Source organism: bacterium, assembly GCA_035527515.1.
Lineage (GTDB): Bacteria > B130-G9 > B130-G9 > B130-G9 > B130-G9 > B130-G9.
Map to the genome: position 1 here is coordinate 1 of DATLAJ010000030.1, position 17,715 is coordinate 17,715.

The window sequence follows — 17,715 nt, forward strand, 5'->3', positions numbered from 1 at the left end:
CGAGAAGCTTGGCTACAAGGATTATCTGGTCTCGGGGCTTGAGGTCATGGACTTGACGGCGGTTTCCCTGTGCCGCGCAAACAGCCTGCCGATTATCGTCTTTAATTTGCTTGACAAGGGCAATATAAGAAAAGTTTTGACGGGCGCAAATGTTGGAACTTTGCTCGGGGAGGCACACGATGCTTGATGAGGTATTTAAGGAAGCCAGATCGAACATGCAAAGGAATGTCGATGCGCTCAAGCGACATCTTCTGAAGATGCGGACGGGTAGGGCCACGCCTTCGCTGGTGTCGGACATCAGGATTGAGTGCTACGGGGAGAAAATGCCACTTTCACAGCTGGCGACGGTCTCCGTGCCAGAGAGTGGCTTGCTCGTGATTCAGCCATGGGACCCGAACCTGTTGAAGGAGATCGAGATCTCGATCCTTCGTGCTGGTGATAATCTTACTCCAGCCAGCGACGGCAACGTTATCAGAATCACGATACCGCCGCTTTCCGAGGAGCGACGGAAGAATATCAGCGCTGCTGCGGCGAAGAATTGCGAGGAATGTCGGGGGGCGGTGCGGAACGTTCGCAAGGAGGCGAAGAACGAGATACGCGGCCTTGAGAAGGAGAAGGATATTTCTGAGGATAGGGCGAGCGTGGCGTTCGATGATTTACAGGAGATGACGGATGAGTTCATGGCTCAGATCGACAAGATACAAGAGAGCAAACAGAAGGAACTGATGGAGTTCTAGTCCATTTGGGATTCAATCAGCAAAGGTCATGTTTTGACGGAGTGATCTGAAGGGAGGGTTGGAAATGCCACACAAGATAAGCGAAGAGTGCATTTCTTGCGGGACGTGCGTGGATGCGTGCAATTTTGACGCGATCTCAGAGGGCGAGGACAGGTATGAGATTGACCCCGAGAAGTGCACGGATTGTGGGGCTTGCGCTGAGGTTTGTCCGGTTGATGCAATCGCCCCAGCGGAATAGGGCCTCTTGAGTTAGCTTACGGACGGCATTTGGCTGTGCCTGCCTTGTTTGTGGTGGGCACAGCGACTGGATGTCGCAAGAACATATTAACAGTATTAGGAAGCGTGCTCGCCCGGAACGCGGGCGATCGGCTCCGCTCAGCAGGGGGTAGGCGCTACGCCAGACGACAAGACGCCCAAGATGGATATGTCGCGGCTGCCTCGTCACGTCGCGATCATAATGGACGGGAATGGAAGATGGGCTAAGACCCGAGGACTACCACGAATAGCCGGCCACACCGAGGGGATTGAGTCTGTCCGCGCCACGGTTACCGAGTGCGCAAAGCTCGGCATTGGCCACCTGACGCTGTACGCGTTCTCGTATGAGAACTGGGAGCGGCCATCGGATGAGATAGACGCTCTCATGCATCTGTTGACCGAGTATCTCAGAGAGGAGAAGCAGGAGCTGATTGACAACAACATAAGGTTAGGGGTCTTCGGAGACGCATCCCGCCTCCCCGAGCACGCCCAGCACGCCCTAAATGAGGTAATCGAGGACACGAGCGGTCTTCGCGGCATGCGACTCAATCTTGCCCTCAACTACAGCGGCCGGCAGGAGATATTGCGCGCTGCCACCAAGATCGCCCGGCAACATGCGGAGGGTAGGCTCGACCTCGCGAGCTTCGATGAAAGAACGTTTGCGGGCTGTCTCGATTCGTTTGACCAGCCGGACCCGGACCTTCTGATCAGAACGAGCGGTGAGATGAGAATCTCCAATTTTCTCCTGTGGCAGATCGCATATACTGAGATACACGTTACGAATGTCTTGTGGCCAGATTTTCGGGAGAACGAGCTGCACCGGGCGATAGCCAATTTTCAGCATAGAACGAGAAAGTTCGGAAGAGTTATCTGACAATTGACCAACCTTAAAGCCCGCGTAATCACGGCTGTCATTGCCGCCCCCGCTGTCTTGGCGGTGATTGTTCTGTTTGGCAGGACCGGCCTTAGTCTCCTCGTTCTGGCAGTTGTCCTGGGCGGCCTGCGCGAGCTTCACAGGATGCTCAAGGAGTCAGGCGTTGAGATATTCTGGCTGCTCATAGTTCTGGTGTCCTGTGCATTTTCGTTCTTGAGCAACAGTTTAGAATCAATTGGCTTGATACTCCTGATATCGGTGCTCGCTCTTCTGCTGCGCGGGCTGTTGTCGAATCAAGAGCCTACTAAGGTATTGACCAGGGTCGTCTTTTCCGTGTTCTCGATAATCTTCCTGCCGTTTCTAGCGAGTTTTGCCGTCTGCCTTGGGTCTATGCGATTCCCGGGGCGGAATGATGAGAGGGGGCTGGCCCTAGTCATCCTCGTTATACTAGCGACGTGGATGTGCGATACTGCCGCCTACTTCTGCGGCTGTCGATGGGGGAAACACAAGGCCCTTGAGCGGATCAGCCCCAGTAAGACGCTGGAAGGGTGCGTGGCCGGCGTCGTCGCCTCAATACTGACCTGTTTGATAGTTGGCTGGCTAATTGGAAGCCTTTCTGCGGGGCAAGCGGCGCTGCTCGGCGTTCTGCTTGGCGTCTTCGGCCAGCTCGGTGATCTGTGCGTCTCACTTGTCAAGCGTGCGGCTGGGCGCAAGGACGCGGGCGCGCTCCTTCCCGGACATGGAGGCGTTCTGGACAGGGTTGACAGCTTCTTGTTCAACGCTCCTGTGGCGTTCATGTTTTTCACGATAGTTCTACCAAACGCGGCCTAGCGAGAGATAGCGGGATAGGCCAAGTATGAAACGAATTGCGATATTTGGAAGCACCGGGTCGATAGGTCGGCAGACGCTGCACGTGCTCGAGTCCTTTCCCGAGCGGTTCCGCGTGGTAGGGCTTGCGGCCGGCAGGAACGCGATTCTGCTCGCTGAACAGATCAGGCGGTTTGGCGTGCGCTGCGCTTGGGTTCAGGATTTGCCAACAGCAGAGAGGCTTACGGAGCAGTTGAAAAGGGACGGCTGGACAGAGTGTCAGGTCCTGCACAGTTACGAAACAGTGGAGACGTTTTTGGAGAGATCGGACCCCGAGGTGGTCGTATCCGCAATTTCGGGCCAGGCTGGCCTGTATCCCACCTATTACTCCGCGAAGGCTGGGCTTGACATTGCGCTGGCCAACAAAGAGAGCCTCGTGATGATGGGCCCGCTGCTCATGCAAATGGTGCGGCAAAGAGGAGGCAGGTTGACGCCGGTCGATTCGGAGCACAGTGCCATAATGCAGTGCCTCGCCGGTGAGGCGCCCGAATCGGTCAGGCGGCTTATCCTGACGGCGTCTGGTGGTCCTTTCAGAGGGGACACGATGGAGCAGCTTCAGAGAAGGTCGTTTCGTGAGACCCAGAAGCACCCAGTCTGGAACATGGGTGAGAAGATCAATGTCGATTCGGCTACGCTGATGAACAAGGGCCTGGAGGTCATCGAGGCGTGCACGCTATTTGACCAGCCGCCGGACAAGGTCGATGTGCTGATTCATCCGGAGTGTATTATGCACTCGATGGTGGAGTTCGTTGATGGCTCTTGGAAGGCCCAAATGGCTGTCCCCAACATGGAACTGCCGATCCTTTACGCTCTCTCTGCGCCTCAGCGATTCGGTTGGGATGCTAGCGCTCTGTCGGCTGAACAGCTCAGTGCGCTTCACTTCGAGAGGGTTGACAGAGTGCGTTTCGGGTGTCTAGACATAGCGTATGAAGCTGCTCGGGCTGGCGGCAGCATGCCGGCAGTGTTATGCACAGCCGACGAGATTGCGATAGAGTATTTTAGAAACGGGACGATTAGTTTTACTGAGATACCGGAAGTGATTGAGGAGACAATGCGACAGCACCAGGTCGTCGCGATCGACTCGCTCAAGGCCATTCTTGCAGTCAAGGAGTGGGCAACGCAGGTGGCTGAGGCCGAGGCGAGGAAGGTAGCGGACAGGAGTTGAAGAGGTAGCAGGTTGCTTTTCACAATACTGATGTTCTTGGTTGTATTGGGCATTCTGGTGCTCGTGCATGAGCTGGGCCATTTTGGCGCAGCGAAATCGCTTGGCGTTCGGGTTGACAAGTTCTCGATCGGCTTTTGGCCCAAGCTCTTTGGCATCAAGCGAGGGGAGACCGAGTATATGGTCTCGCTCATTCCTTGGGGTGGATACGTCAAGATCGCGGGCCAAGAGGAGCCGGAAGGTGACGAGCCTAAGCACTACGAGCTCTGCTCTCGTGGCAAGTTACAGAGGCTTTACGTGTACATCGCGGGCCCGTTTGCGAACTTCGCCTTGGCCGCCTTGCTCTTTCCGCTGATCTACATGCTCGGCATCTCGGTTTCCGCATACATTGACCAGCCAGCGATGGTCGGCTGGGTTGAGGAGAGCTCGCCAGCGGCCATGGCAGGAATCGCTTATGGAGACACAATAGTTGAGGTCATGGACAGCCCCACGCCGACGTGGGAGGCTGCTCTAACAGAGATCGGAAGCCGCCCCGGGCAACACATCTCGATGGTTGTAGAGCGGGACGGCCGGCATAGGACGGTGAGTCTGACTGTGGCTGAGGAACGTCGCTATGGGGCTGGCGTTATAGGCGTTGGCATGCCGATACCACCTGTAATCGAGAACGTGATGCCCGCTAGGCCAGCAAAGAGGGCAGGGCTTGAGGCCGGTGACGTGGTCTTGAACATAAACGCGGTCAAGGTGTCTGACTGGATGCAGCTCAGGGACGCGGTCAAGGCGAGCGACGGGAAGCCGCTTGTCATGCAGGTCAAGAGGGGCGAAAGGGTTTTGAAGCTGACAGTTGTGCCCGAATTCAGCGATGAGCTTGAGTCGTTTGCGATTGGGATCGGAGCGCCTCCCTCTCCGAGGAAGATGATGAGATACTCGTTTGGCGAGTCGATCTACCGGGGAGTGCAGAAGCTGTTCTCCACTATGGGGCTAACGCTTGAGGTCCTCTGCCGGCTGATTACGGGCGAGGCCTCCATCAAGAGCCTCGGCGGGCCGATCATGATAGCAAGGGTTGCGGGTCAATACGCCAGGGCCGGAACGACACCTTTGCTGGAGCTGATAGCCTTCTTAAGTGTTCAATTGTTCATCCTGAATCTACTTCCGATCCCCGTTCTCGACGGAGGGCACGTCCTGTTTCTGGGTATTGAAGCCGCGACCAAGCGTCCCGTAAGCCTGAAGTTCAAAGAGGCCGCCACTCGTATCGGTTTCGCGGTCTTGATAGGCTTCATGCTGCTCGTTTCCTACAACGACATTCTCAGAATTCTCCGCTGAGAAGTTGCTTGACACTTGTCGGCAGTTGTTTGCCTGATTCCCCATGAAACCGCAGAAAACAGCCAGAGAAGCTCCCCTCGGTGAACAGAGGCTCCACAAGGTCCTCGCCGCCGCCGGCGTTTGCGCGAGGCGTAAGTGCGAGGAGCTCATCTGCGCGGGCCATGTTTCGGTTGACGGCAAGGTCGTTAAGGACCTTGGTTTCAAGGTGCATCCAACCCAGGCGAGGATAGAGGTCCGCGGCAAGCGCGTTCAGGTTGGGGCTGAGCGAGTCTATTACCTCGTCAACAAGCCGAGGGGCGTGGTCTCGACCTGCTCTGACCCGGAAGGACGCCCGACCGTTGGGGACCTGATTCCTGACTGCAAGGAAAGGGTTTTCCCAGTGGGCCGGCTCGATACCGACTCCCAGGGCTTGGTGCTTCTTACGAATGATGGCGAGGTTGCCAATATACTCACGCACCCGAGATTCCAGGTGGAGAAGGAATACCTGGTGAAGGTTCGCGGCATCCCCACCGAGAAGACGCTTCAAAGGGCTATGGGAGGGGTGCGGCTTGAGGACGGCCAGGCGAGGGCGAAGGAGGTTGAGGTGGACAGCAAGACGGCCTCCAATGCCTGGATCCGTGTAGTTCTATGCGAGGGGCGCAATAGGGTGCTCAAGCGGATGTTCCAGGCGCTGGGCCATCCGGTTATGAAGCTCAGGCGGATAAGGCTATTCTACTTCAAATTGGGCAAGCTCCCTGAGGGCGCCGCCGTTGCGCTTAGCGCCGCGGAAGCTGAGATGCTGAGGCGCAAATGCCTGAAGCTTACAGGTGCGTCAACTGACATCGAGCAACGGACCGTCAATCGCAGCAAGGCCGCCGTGCCCCACAAGCGCTCCGCGGCGCCAGAGACGAAGAAGCCTAGGAAACGGACTAGAAGAGCCCAATAGGCTAGGCAGAGCAATCAAGATGGGAGGGGTGGAGACTGCAGCCTCGAGTATGGCTTTTCGGTGACAATATAGATACTGACGTGATTTTCCCCGGGAAATATACATACACAGTATCGGACCCCGCCGAGATGGCGAAGCACGCCCTTGAGGACCTCGACCCGATGTTCGCTGAGACGGTTCGTGAGGGGGACATCATAGTCGCGGGCAAGAACTTCGGCTGTGGGAGCTCGAGAGAGCAGGCGGCGTTTGCCCTCAAATATGCGGGTGTTTCTGGCCTAATTGCCAGGTCATTTGCCCGGATATTTTTTAGAAACGCGATCAACGCTGGGCTTGCTGCTATCGAGCATCCTGAATGTGTTGATGCGATACGCCGAGATTCGCGTGTTGCGATTGATCTATCGCAGAACGTAATAGCGGTTGATGGGAGCGAGTTTTCATTCCCTCCGTTCCCGAAACAGGTGATGCAGATTCTAGATGAGGGCGGCCTAGTCCAGCACGTCCGAAAAATGCTCCAGACTTGAGTCTAACGCCTGTTGGCCTTAAGTTGCGCGCCGCGCATCCGATAGGCTGGTTGGAGTTCAACAGGTTTCAGCGATGTCAACTTGAGGGGCCAATGTGGGATAGTATGAGGCGACGAACATCGGTCGGGGTCGCTTTAGTGGTCATTTTATGGGCCTTGATTGTAGCTCCAGAAAGCCGGGCAAAGGGCACGCTTCTTAAGCTTTCTGAGGCGCTCCAGTGGGAGGAGGTGAGCTTCCGGACGGAGCATCTGGCCGAGCTATTCAGACAGAAGGATTATGAAACGGTCATCCGAGAGCTCGATAACATCGCTATGCTGTTTCCTGCAACTTACCGCGCTGCCCGGCTCGACTACCTGAAGGCGGAATCGCTGGCCCAAATGGGCCGGTTTGCCCAGGCCGCTCGGCTTTTTATTGCGGTCGAGGCGTCGTCGGGCGGGCTGCTAGGCGAGGAGGCTCTCTGCGACGCGGTCCTTTGGGCAGCGAGAGCAAAGCAGTGGGGGCTGGCGGAGGAAGCGGCAGAGGCCCTGTCTGCCAAGTATCCCCCTAGCGAGCAGTTCAAGGAAGCGATTTCGGGTCTGGCAGAAGCGCTCTACGACGCTGGCCAATACGCCGCCTCGCTTTCGTCCTTCGAGCAGCTGGCAGCGGTTTTCCAATCTGACGACGGGTTCCAGTTTATGGTGGCGTGCTGCGAGGAGAAGTTGGGTCAGGTTGAGGCTGCCTGCCAGAGATACGTATCGCTGCTCATGCGTGAAAAGAAGGATGATTACAGCGCCAAGTCGCTCGATAGGCTGAGCGGGCTCACTTCAACCTGCCACGTGCAGGAGCAACTGGGCCCGGACTTCTATCTTGCAGCGGGCGAGGTCTGCCTCTGGAACCACAAGTATCAAGAGTGCCTGCGCCATCTCGCGAAGATTCCGCCCCAAAGCGAAAGCGACATCGTTGTCAAGGTGGTGCGCACGGGTGCGCTTTGTCTCTTCAGTCAGAGGAACTACGAAGGAGCGGTCCAACAATTCGAGCGGTTCAAGGAGCTCTCGGAGAAGCCCGAGGAGGCCGCATGGGCGGAGATGTATCTCGGCCATTGCAACAGCCGTTTAGGCCGTCACGGTCAGGCAGTCGAGCGCTACAAATCGGCGTGTGCGAGCTCTTTAGACAGTCGGGAGCAGTCGAAAGCGGCCTACCTGGTTGGCCGGGAACTTGAGGCGGCCGGAGAGGGCGCTCAGGCTAGGGCAGCACTCGAGTCCAGTATTGAGCGTTTCCCGGAAGAGGTCTATGCGGCTCACGCGCGGTGGCGCATTGCGCTGGCGTTGCTTGCGGCAGGCGCTCTGCCATCCGCCAAAACGTTTCTGTCAGGGCTTGTAGCTCTGGCGGGGAAGACGCCCTATTACGAGAGCGCCTCATACCTTGCGGCGAGGGTGAGCGACCTGAGTGCCGACTATGACGTGGCGGCCAAGCGCTATGCTACGACGGTCGCCAACTTTCCCAACTCGTATTTCGGCTTGGCCGCGCTCGATAGGCTTGGTGCGTTGAAGTCGGAGGGTAAGGCCGATTCGAGGGCGCTTGCTCGGCTGGCCAAGAGCGCTCTGCGCTCGGCGCAGGAGCTTTGCCCGCAAGGCGATGACGGCGGGTATATCGGCCTGCTTCGAGAGGCCCAGGTCTTGTCGAAGGAAGGCTCTAGGACGTGGCGCAGCGCGATTGCTCTCAGGGATACTTTCCTGAAAGAAAATGGCAGAACCGCGGGCCTCTTTGCCCTAAACGGCGATGGCGCATTTGCCTTCATGCCTCCGGCAAGTTGCGGCACGATGAGAGATGTCGCTTCATTCTTTGTGTCTCTTGGTATGGATGACAAGGGGGGAAGGCTGCTCCGATCGATCTCAGTCGATGAGCCTGGCGATCTCCAAACGTTATACGCCACAATCAAGACGTTCGAGCGCGTTGGCAGACAGGATGAGACAATCTTGCTTGCAGAGCGAGCGTTTAAGAGCCTGAAGGACCTCGGGCTTGCAGTGTCCGATCTGCCCCGGTGGTTTGTGGAAGCGCTATATCCTCGGGTTTTTTCAGACCAAGTGGAGCGCATGAGCAAGGCGCACAACGTCCAGCCGGCCATCGTCTATGCGATAATCCGTGAGGAGAGTCGCTTCCAGGTGGAAAGTGTCTCGTCATCCGCGGCGAGGGGTGTCATGCAGCTTATTGCGCCGACGGCCACGCACGTTGCGCAATCGCTTGGCCTCGACGACCTTACTCTCGAGCAGCTTTACGTGCCGAAAACCAACATCGAGCTCGGCGTCGCGTATCTTCGCCGGCTTTTGGACCGCTTCGACGGTCGGCTGGTTTTTGCCCTTGCGGCCTACAACGGCGGCCCAGGCAATGTGCAGCGGTGGCTGAAGACTTGTCCCAGCACGGTCGAGGACGAAGAGTTTATCAATATGATTCCCTTCGCTGAGACCCGCCGCTACACGCAGAAGGTCCTCGCCTCATACCACATCTATAAGTGGCTGTATTCGTCAGACCGCCCGGGCTAAGCCAGGTTCACTTTGGCGAGTTGTGGGCGCCAAGTTGCTGGTGTGGGCCAGGTTTCATAGCTCGCTCTTCTGAAACCGCTTTGAATGATCCAATCTCCCATTAGGCGCAGGTTGTTGTGTACCCCTTCAGGGCGAGCGAGGCAAACGTGGAACCTACAATCCGTAATCCGTTGGCAGTTGGCAGTTGGCAGTTGGCAGTTGGCAGTCAATCCGCAATTCGCAATCCGCAATGTGGCCCCCCTTCGGGGGACCGAAACGCAGCATCACGTCAATCCTAATTCCACTCTCTTGTTGACCAAGCCCAAGACCCGGACGCAACAACCCAAGGCTCCTTAATCAAAGAATACGAAAACTCCTGGTATCCGCACCCCGATAATCATATTGGCGCGTGTGTGCGGGGCCTTTTCTCTATTTGTGGCGGACTTGTGAGAATTGACAGGGTTGGCTCCAGTGTTAGTATGCCATGACCAAGATAATGGCGCAGGATTCGCAACGGACCCAGTGGTTCTAAGTTGAGGCTGAGATGAGAAACCTTCTTCTTCCTGAGATTCAGGCGCTTCTGAAAGACAACAAGCTTGATGTTTTGAAGGAGTTCTGTGAGGAGTCGCATCCCGCTGACGTCGCAGACGCTCTTGAGGGGCTTGCACCTGAACAGATCTCGACGATACTGTCGCTGGTTTCGCCTGAGAAGGCAGCGGAGATATTCGGCCACATTCAGGGCCATCAGCAGGTCAAGTTCGCCGATGCAGTCGATGCGAAGACGGTGGCCGGGCTGGTGCAGGAGATGGACCCTGATGACAGCGCCGACCTGCTGCGCGAGCTCGATGAGAGCGATGCCGCCGAGATATTACGACATGTGGCAGAGGAGGGTCGTGAAGATGTAGAGCTGATCACGTCATATCCAGAGGAGACGGCCGGCGCGATCATGACCACGGAGTTCGCCTCGCTTCGTGAGAACATGACCGTTGCAGAGTCGCTGGAGTCTCTGAGGCGAGATGCTCCCAACAAGGAGACGATATACACGATCTACGTTGTGGACTTAAAGGGGAAGCTGACGGGGGTTGTATCGCTGAAGGACCTGATACTTGCCGACCCCGCGAAGAGGGTGTCTGATATCGTCGAGCGAGATGTCATCTCGATGGGTGCGGATAGGGACCAGGCCTATGTTGCGAAGAAGATGCAGGATTACGATTTTCTGGCGATGCCGATTGTTGATAAGGCCCGAAGATTAATTGGGATTGTTACGTTTGACGACGTCATGGACGTGATGCGGGATGAGGCGACGGAGGACATGTATTACCTTGCGAGCCTGAACACGGACGAGCGAGTCTTCACGAATCCGCTCAAGTCGGTTCGGCTTCGTGCTCCGTGGCTGCTCGTGAACCTTGGGACTGCGTTGCTGGCGGCCTTCACCGTGAGCCTTTTCAAGTCAACGATTGCGAAATACGTTGGCTTAGCTGTCATGATGCCGATCGTGGCTGGCATGGGTGGCAACGCGGGCGCTCAGTCGCTGACCGTGATTGTCAGGGGGCTTGCGCTGGGCGAGGTCTCGATTCGTGGCTCGTGGCGCGCTCTGCTGAAGGAGATGAGCGTGGGGCTTCTCGACGGGACAATCTGCGGCGTGATAATGGGCTCGCTTGCTGGACTGTGGTTCAAGAACTTTTGGGTGGGGCTGATCATGTTCGTATCCATGATAGTAAACCTCGTTATCGCGGGACTGTTCGGGGCACTTGTGCCACTGGTGCTGAGGACATTGAGGCTTGATCCGGCGCTCGGTTCCAGCATATTCGTGACCACGGCGACGGATGTTGGCGGGTTCTTCGTGTTTCTCGGACTTGCTACACTCCTGCTGGGGCATCTAGTATAGTCTCTCAACGAGGGAAACATCGTGTCATTTTCCGAGCCTTCAGACGCCGATGGCCGGATGCTGCAAGCTCATTTTGTTGACAGGTAAGGTGGGGACAGCTATGATAGGGATGAGCTTTTTGCGATGAGTTCTTGCTCGGAGCAGTTTGTGGTCTAGCTTATTTCAGCGGCCTATATGAACTATGGGCGGCACCATTTTGGGAGGGATATCTGCATGAGAGCGACAATGGTGTTCTTATTGACAGTTGCGACGTTTTTCTTGGCCTTCAACATGAGTCTTCTTGCGTCTGGGGTTCAGCCTTCGCCCGAGGTGCTTCGCGGGCCGACCGCCACGCTCTCTGTGGACGAAGCGGATGTCGCTTCAGGCCAATCGGGTGTGGTTGGCCGCAAGTTCAACGCCGGGCAACCTGTTCGCCTCGATGGTGGGAGCTATGTGACGGAACTAACTCCGCAGGCAATGGTCGCGCTCGAGGCGGAGCAAGCACTTGACCTTGTCCCTGACTGGCTGCGGATGGAGCTTTACGACATGTTCACGCGTATGAGCACTGGGCAGCAGGAGGTCTGGGGCCAGCTGATTGTTGACATTCAGGACCCCAGGATCATCGACGAGGTAGCTTTCACGATTGCGCATTCATCGAAAGACGTGCTCAGGGCAGCTGATCCGCAGCTTTACATAAAGAACGCGCAGATACTCTACCAGATTAGTCCCGAGATTCCCTATGCGGACATTGTTGACCATGGCGTTCCCGGGCAGGACCCCGACTACTACTCCACCGTTCGTTACAAAACGATTCGCGGCGGCGTGCTGGACGAGTATGAGTTGCCGCGAGACATTTACTACTGGTATGTCGTTCATCCGAAGCACGGAGACGAGACTCCCTCGATGAGTCCCACACTCACCTGGAATACTAGCACATACGGTTTTTTTTGGCGCGAGTATTTGTTCTACAATCCGTCCGAGGAATTTGACTACACAAACTACTATTTGAACAAGAGTCCGAATTGGATAGCGGCCGAAGACATCGATGGGTGGGGGCCTTCAGCGACAGGTTACCTGACTGACGGCGACAAGGGATACCGCGCGGCCATTATGATGAGCGGTTCTGATTCTGAGAAACCGCTCCTGTGCGAATACCCCTGGAGCCTGTCCCGCGTCGTTGTCACGACGATGAACGCGGAGCGGGCCTACGCTGCGGGCAAGCCCAAGATGCTCGAGAATTTGGTCATGCGCTCTGCGGGCATTTATGGACCTCCGAGCGAGATTCTGGGCCGGGATTTCAACGACTATGTTGGTGTGGTTGACGACACCGGCGACCCAAACATAGTCGGCCCAATTCAGGAGGTCCTCGAGAGCAACGACATCCCTTATGAGATGTTCACCTCGGACGATTTCATAATCAGGTTCTGGGGCCGTTGTAGCAAGGTCATCATCGCCTCAAATCAGAGCCGCGCCTTTTACGAGGCGCTGGCTGGTGAGAACGTTGTATCCCAAATTCGGAGTTGGATGAATGGAAGTACGGTTGTGTTCCAGTTTCACGGGGCGTGCGCTCCTGAGAACGCTTGGGGCGATCTTGATTTGCCTTTTGGCTTGGGCTACGTCGCAGAGGAGACAAACGACGTAACGATCGGCCACTACCCGACGCTGCAGGATGTGATCGGCAACGCCAGCCACCTTTGGGACGACAGCGTGGTTAACGCCTCGCTTCCCGCGTTCAGGCCGTTTGAGCCCGACAGCATGGCGGTCGATGTTGTGGGCAACTGGGTGAGCAGGAATCTGCCGTTCAGGGCTAGGAGCATCGATGATAACCGGCCGATCCAGGCCAATCAGGTATGCTTTGAGCACAACGGCAACTGCGGCGAGATTCAGGACTTGATGAACGCGGCGGCCAGGGCCTGCCTCCTGCCGTGCGCTGGCGTCAACAACCACACCTGGGACCACGTTACGAACGAGTTCTGGGAGGGGGATTGGCACGGCTACCAGGTTGACTGGAACGGCAACCACACATCTGTTGCGAAGCAGAGCGTGCTCTACGACAAGGACTTCGGCGGGAGCAAGGACCTGTCGGCCATCTCGCAGGACAGGGGCGACACGTATCCTGTCAACGCGACCAAGAGATTCAGTGAGACCTGCACGTTCCATGCGAGGGTCGAGGATGTGAACCACAACCCGGTGGACGGAGCGGAGATAAGGGTTCGCGTGCCGTTCTATAACAACCTCAGTTACCCTTTTTACACAGCGATAACCGTATATACCGATTCGACCGGAGAGGTTGTAATGGACCTGGGCAACGACAGGGATTTCTGGATGAGCGTCGTGAGCCGAATAGGCCAGGTTGCCGAATCACAGGTCTTAACCGCTACCGTGGCGGGTGAGGAGTATTCCCACACGTGGACGATCGGGGATGGCCAGATGCCGCAGCTGCCGTCGATCGAGAACGCTCAGCTTTCCGGCGATCAGCAGTATAAGCTAGACATCTCCTACAACGTGGAGTTTGAGATGTTGTACAGCGTTGGCGGGGCGACTTTCGGGAACAAGGAGAACGCTGGCGACGTTGATTTCTTCATCGTCAACTCTGATGAGTTCGATAACTACCAGGATGGACGCGGCTTTGAGGCATACGAGTGGCGTGCGGATTCTCCCGGCGACAGCCTGAGCGTGGAGGTGCCATCCCAGACTTACTATGTTGTTTTCTCTAACGAGGACGTGGTTGACGTCAAGCAGTTTGTTACGTTAGGCGTTGACGTGAGCAAGAAAGTTGGCGGCACGTGGCAGCAGGTTCAGAGCTACGATAACTACGTGGCAATACGTCAGCAGGATTCTTATGTGCTCCAGTTCACACCTTCCGCGGGGCCATCGTTCCCACCGCACATCTATGCGGCTGGCTATCTTGACGCCAGCGTCAGTTCCGCGACGGGGTTCGAGTTCGGGATGCAGGCTTTCGTTGTTGACGCTGATGGTCTATCAGATGTGCAGACGGTCGAGGCCTATTACGGTGGCATTCCGTTGGGCATTTTCTTGACGGATGACGGCATTGAGCCGGACGACTTCCCTGGCGACGGCATCTTCACGTGTCTTCAGCAGATGGGGCCTGGTGAGATAGGCCCCGCGGCGTATTGTGTGGAGCTCGTAGCAACGGACGCAGATGGCAATCAGAGCCCCGCGTGGCCATACCTGAATGTGCTTTCTGGGCCGCTTGCTTTGCCGAGCGAGGCCTCGCAGATGAACGTTGACCTCTGGCAGCCGGCCGCTACGGCCGACGGGGCGCCCATGATCATGGGCGGCGGATTCTGGGGAGTCGAATCCGTGGCGCCGGGCGATGTCCTGAAGATGGTTGTGTTGGTTTCCGACCCCAATGGCCCATCGGACATTGACCGTGTTGAGCTGTTCCTTCAGGGTGGCGTTCCGACAGGTCTTTACCTCAACGACGAGGGGGTGGACGGAGATGATTTCGCAGGTGACGGCATCTACACGTTCCAGATAGTTGTGCCGGGCGGACTTCCGGGTGGCAACATGACGCTAGAGGTCGTGGCGTTTGACAAGTCCGAAAACTCTAGCGCCGTGTATCCATATCTTACGGTGAACTGAAGGGATGCAGATCGGAAGGGAGCAGATCGAATACCTCGCGAGGCTTTCTGGCGTCGAGCTTGACGAGACGGAGAGGGAGACGTTCAGTCGGCAGCTTCTTCGCATAATTGGCTATGTTGATAAGCTGAACGAGCTCGACCTTGCGAATGTGCCTCCGACGGCGCACACGCAGGATTTGACGGGCGTTTTCCGGGAGGACGAGTGTCGGCCGGGCATTACTCAGGAGGCGGCATTGGCGATGGCGCCGGACCGTCAGGGCGACTACTTCCGTGTCCCGAAGGTGATCAAGAGCGACTAGGTGGGAGGCTTCATGGACGAAGGTCTTGAGGACGATGGTCCCCGCTGCGAGCGCTGCAACGACACTGGCTGGGTGATAGAGGGCGACGAGGCCTTCAGGTGCGACTGCTATGAGAGCCTTCGGCAGGACATCCTGCTTGCTCAGGCCAATATCCCCGAGCGCTACTCTCACTGTAGTCTGCTGGGGTTCGAGGTGGGCAACAACACTAGCCTGCTGCGGGCCAGGGACATCGCGATGGCTCTGGTCAAGGCGTATCCGGCACGGCGCGACGGTCTGCTTTTCATGGGCGGCTGCGGTGTTGGCAAAACGCACCTCGCTGTGGGGATAATAAAGGACATCATCTCCAAGAGTGTCCCATGCCTATTCGTGGATTTCCGTGCGCTGCTTGACGAGATCAAGGAGACCTATTCGGACCCCAAGGGCGGGCCTTCCGAAAGCGACATACTGCAACCTGTTCTTGAGACAGAGGTGGTGGTTCTGGACGATCTTGGGGCTGAGCACGTCAGCGAGTGGGTGCGAGACAGGCTCGGCTTCATCATCAACTATCGTTACAACAACAAGAAGATGATGATCATTACGACCAACTACCTCGATGCGCGGGGCAAGAAGAGCAGCCTCACCAGAGCAGCGCAGACGCTCGAGGAGAGGATAGGCATGCGCCTTCGATCGAGGCTCTACGAGATGTGTGATCTGGTCGAGATTAAGGCAGATGACTACAGACCGAAGATCGCCTCGCCAACAACCCGTAACAAAAGAGGAAAAACGCCCAAGAGTGCCGCCGAAGAGTAGCTCTCAAGTCCCGCTGTGGGACATTTCTATGCATCTCTCGCCCCGGACGATAGCCTTCCCAGGCGACCCAGCCATCGAGATTGAAACGGCCAAAGGCGCAGGCAAGGATGATGGCGCCCTTGTTCATAGGTTCTGCATGGGCAGCCACGCCGGCACACATCTCGATGCCCCGGCGCATATAATCAGGGGAGGTCTCACGCTTGCGGAGGTTAGCCTCGAGCCTCTCATCGGGGAATGCACCGTTGTCGACTGCTCCCAGTGCGAGCAATCCATCGACGCCGGCTTTCTTCGTGAGCAGGAGATATCATATATGAGGCGAGTTCTGCTTAAGACCAAGAACTCGGCGCTGCTTTCTGCCACCGATTTTGACTTCAACTACGTCTATCTGACGCCGGACGGCGCGAGGTTCCTTGTCGAGCTCGGCGCCTCGCTCGTCGGGATTGACTACCTCAGCATTGGGCAGATGGGACCGTTGGGTGTTGAGACGCACAAGGTTCTCTTGGCGAATCAGGTGTTGATTCTGGAGGGCCTGGACCTCTCGCAGGTTGCCCCTGGCGGCTATGAGCTGTTGTGCCTGCCGCTAAAGCTCGATGTGCCTGACGGCGCGCCTGTTAGGGCGCTGCTCCGCCCATTGGGAGAGGCTGCTGGCGCGCAAGCAGAAGCGGACCGGGACCTGGCAGAGTGCTGAGGGGATAGGGGCTTCACGATGCAGGGTAAGAACGTGCTCTATTATGGCGACAACCTTGAGGTTCTAAGGTTGCACGTCAAGGATGAGTCGGTTGACCTGATCTATCTGGATCCTCCTTTCAAGAGCGACCAGAACTACAACGTGCTCTTTGCGGAGAGAAACGGGACGCGGTCCCCTGCGCAGATCAAGGCGTTCAAGGATACTTGGACTTGGGACCTGGAAGCGGCAGAGGCCTTTGAGGAGGTCGTGGAAAGAGGCGGCAAGGTCTCAGAGGCGATGCAGGGCTTCCGGAAGTTGTTGGGCAACAGCGACATGCTCGCCTACATCTCCATGATGGCTCCGCGCCTCATCGAGCTGCAAAGGATCCTGAAGCGCACCGGGAGCATATACCTGCACTGCGACCCGACTGCCAGCGCCTATCTCAGGCTTCTTATGGATGCAGTGTTCGGGCCCAAGAACTTTCGAAATGAGATCGTATGGTGCTATAGTTCAATGCAGACGGCTAAGAAGACATGGGCGAAGAAACACGATACGTTGCTATATTTTAGCAAGAGTGACCACCGGATTTTCAATGTTCAAGATGTGCTTGAGCCCTATCCTGATGACTACGCGGCCAGATTCAAGCACAGGGATGAAAAGGGGAAATACATAATACGCGCCAAAGGTGGCCCGTTCGCCGTGGGACAGGGAAGACTCAAACCTGAGGATGAAGCGAAGTATCCGCAATGGACATACCGGCAATACATGAAGAAAGGAAGCTTGCCCAAGGACTGGTGGGTTATTCAAATGCTCAACGCAAATTCCCCCGAACGCCTAGGTTATCCCACGCAGAAACCCGAGGCGCTCTTGGAGCGGATTATTAAAGCCAGCAGCAACGAGGGCGACCTCGTTCTCGATCCGTTCTGCGGATGCGGCACGACCATCGCCGTTGCCCAGCGCCTCAATCGCCGCTGGATTGGCATTGACGCGGCCCAACCGGCTATAACGCTTTCGATATCTCGATTTGAGCGGACGTTTGGTGAGATAATCACCCGCCAGTATGATGTTGTCGGTGAGCTAGACTCGATATCAGGCAATACAATGCAGCCGGCAGAAGTGAATCCAACCAGGCTTCAAAAAGCAGCGAAGAGTAGTTATTCTCTCACCGTAAATCGAGCTGCGAGGATCGAGCGGGGACAATGAAAGAGCGAAATACACTCTACTATGGCGACAACCTTGAGGTTCTAAGGTTGCACGTCAAGGATGTGTCGGTTGACCTGGTCTATCTCGATCCTCCTTTCAAGAGCGACCAGAACTACAACGTGCTCT

The 17,715-nt window shown here is 56.6% G+C and carries 16 protein-coding genes; all 16 read left to right on the forward strand.

Annotated elements, in window-relative coordinates; genetic code table 11:
* On the forward strand, window positions 1-187 hold a 187-nt coding region (locus VM163_01925; GenBank protein ID HUT02633.1), incomplete at its 5' end, for a UMP kinase.
* A complete protein-coding gene (frr, locus tag VM163_01930; GenBank protein HUT02634.1) occupies window positions 180-737 on the forward strand; it encodes a ribosome recycling factor in 558 nt (185 codons plus the stop codon). The genes VM163_01925 and frr, both read left to right, overlap by 8 nt.
* Window positions 738-801: 64 nt before the next feature.
* Window positions 802-975: a 4Fe-4S binding protein gene (locus VM163_01935; protein ID HUT02635.1), complete on the forward strand. Its 174-nt coding sequence runs from the start codon at window positions 802-804 to the stop codon at window positions 973-975.
* Between the two features lie 180 nt (window positions 976-1,155).
* Window positions 1,156-1,866: an isoprenyl transferase gene (locus VM163_01940; protein ID HUT02636.1), complete on the forward strand. Its 711-nt coding sequence runs from the start codon at window positions 1,156-1,158 to the stop codon at window positions 1,864-1,866.
* 3 nt (window positions 1,867-1,869) lie between these two features.
* Window positions 1,870-2,697, forward strand: a complete 828-nt coding sequence (locus VM163_01945; GenBank protein ID HUT02637.1) for a phosphatidate cytidylyltransferase — start codon at window positions 1,870-1,872, stop codon at window positions 2,695-2,697.
* Window positions 2,698-2,722: 25 nt separating this feature from the next.
* Window positions 2,723-3,898 carry a 1-deoxy-D-xylulose-5-phosphate reductoisomerase gene (gene dxr / locus VM163_01950; protein HUT02638.1) on the forward strand — a complete coding sequence of 392 codons (1,176 nt, stop codon included), beginning with the start codon at window positions 2,723-2,725 and terminating at the stop codon, window positions 3,896-3,898.
* Between the two features lie 12 nt (window positions 3,899-3,910).
* On the forward strand, window positions 3,911-5,215 hold the full coding sequence (gene rseP / locus VM163_01955; protein ID HUT02639.1) for an RIP metalloprotease RseP: 1,305 nt from the start codon (window positions 3,911-3,913) through the stop codon (window positions 5,213-5,215).
* Between the two features lie 43 nt (window positions 5,216-5,258).
* Window positions 5,259-6,140: a pseudouridine synthase gene (locus VM163_01960; GenBank protein HUT02640.1), complete on the forward strand. Its 882-nt coding sequence runs from the start codon at window positions 5,259-5,261 to the stop codon at window positions 6,138-6,140.
* 35 nt (window positions 6,141-6,175) lie between these two features.
* Window positions 6,176-6,661 carry a 3-isopropylmalate dehydratase small subunit gene (locus VM163_01965; protein HUT02641.1) on the forward strand — a complete coding sequence of 162 codons (486 nt, stop codon included), beginning with the start codon at window positions 6,176-6,178 and terminating at the stop codon, window positions 6,659-6,661.
* A 104-nt stretch (window positions 6,662-6,765) separates the two neighbouring features.
* Window positions 6,766-9,180: a transglycosylase SLT domain-containing protein gene (locus VM163_01970; protein HUT02642.1), complete on the forward strand. Its 2,415-nt coding sequence runs from the start codon at window positions 6,766-6,768 to the stop codon at window positions 9,178-9,180.
* A 523-nt stretch (window positions 9,181-9,703) separates the two neighbouring features.
* A complete protein-coding gene (gene mgtE, locus VM163_01975) occupies window positions 9,704-11,047 on the forward strand; it encodes a magnesium transporter (protein ID HUT02643.1) in 1,344 nt (447 codons plus the stop codon).
* A gap of 213 nt (window positions 11,048-11,260) precedes the next feature.
* A complete protein-coding gene (locus VM163_01980; GenBank protein HUT02644.1) occupies window positions 11,261-14,632 on the forward strand; it encodes a transglutaminase domain-containing protein in 3,372 nt (1,123 codons plus the stop codon).
* A 4-nt stretch (window positions 14,633-14,636) separates the two neighbouring features.
* Window positions 14,637-14,930 (forward strand): Asp-tRNA(Asn)/Glu-tRNA(Gln) amidotransferase subunit GatC, encoded by a 294-nt coding sequence (gatC, locus tag VM163_01985; GenBank protein ID HUT02645.1) that lies wholly within the window; start codon window positions 14,637-14,639, stop codon window positions 14,928-14,930.
* Window positions 14,931-14,942: 12 nt separating this feature from the next.
* Entirely contained in the window at window positions 14,943-15,719 is a 777-nt protein-coding gene (locus tag VM163_01990) for an ATP-binding protein (protein HUT02646.1), read from the forward strand.
* The gene (locus VM163_01995) at window positions 15,703-16,407 is read left to right on the forward strand and encodes a cyclase family protein (GenBank protein HUT02647.1); all 705 of its coding nucleotides are present in this window, start codon (window positions 15,703-15,705) and stop codon (window positions 16,405-16,407) included. The genes VM163_01990 and VM163_01995 overlap by 17 nt, the downstream gene beginning before the upstream one ends.
* A gap of 18 nt (window positions 16,408-16,425) precedes the next feature.
* Window positions 16,426-17,589, forward strand: a complete 1,164-nt coding sequence (locus VM163_02000; GenBank protein HUT02648.1) for a site-specific DNA-methyltransferase — start codon at window positions 16,426-16,428, stop codon at window positions 17,587-17,589.
* Window positions 17,590-17,715: the final 126 nt, after the last annotated feature.

Bases quoted from the DNA above. Each gene is read 5' to 3' on its own strand.
- frr (HUT02634.1), top strand. From the start codon at position 180: ATGCTTGATGAGGTATTTAAGGAAGCCAGATCGAACATGCAAAGGAAT.
- VM163_01935 (HUT02635.1), top strand. From the start codon at position 802: ATGCCACACAAGATAAGCGAAGAGTGCATTTCTTGCGGGACGTGCGTG.
- VM163_01940 (HUT02636.1), top strand. From the start codon at position 1,156: ATGGATATGTCGCGGCTGCCTCGTCACGTCGCGATCATAATGGACGGG.
- dxr (HUT02638.1), top strand. From the start codon at position 2,723: ATGAAACGAATTGCGATATTTGGAAGCACCGGGTCGATAGGTCGGCAG.
- VM163_01960 (HUT02640.1), top strand. From the start codon at position 5,259: ATGAAACCGCAGAAAACAGCCAGAGAAGCTCCCCTCGGTGAACAGAGG.
- VM163_01970 (HUT02642.1), top strand. From the start codon at position 6,766: ATGAGGCGACGAACATCGGTCGGGGTCGCTTTAGTGGTCATTTTATGG.
- mgtE (HUT02643.1), top strand. From the start codon at position 9,704: ATGAGAAACCTTCTTCTTCCTGAGATTCAGGCGCTTCTGAAAGACAAC.
- VM163_01980 (HUT02644.1), top strand. From the start codon at position 11,261: ATGAGAGCGACAATGGTGTTCTTATTGACAGTTGCGACGTTTTTCTTG.
- gatC (HUT02645.1), top strand. From the start codon at position 14,637: ATGCAGATCGGAAGGGAGCAGATCGAATACCTCGCGAGGCTTTCTGGC.
- VM163_01990 (HUT02646.1), top strand. From the start codon at position 14,943: ATGGACGAAGGTCTTGAGGACGATGGTCCCCGCTGCGAGCGCTGCAAC.
- VM163_02000 (HUT02648.1), top strand. From the start codon at position 16,426: ATGCAGGGTAAGAACGTGCTCTATTATGGCGACAACCTTGAGGTTCTA.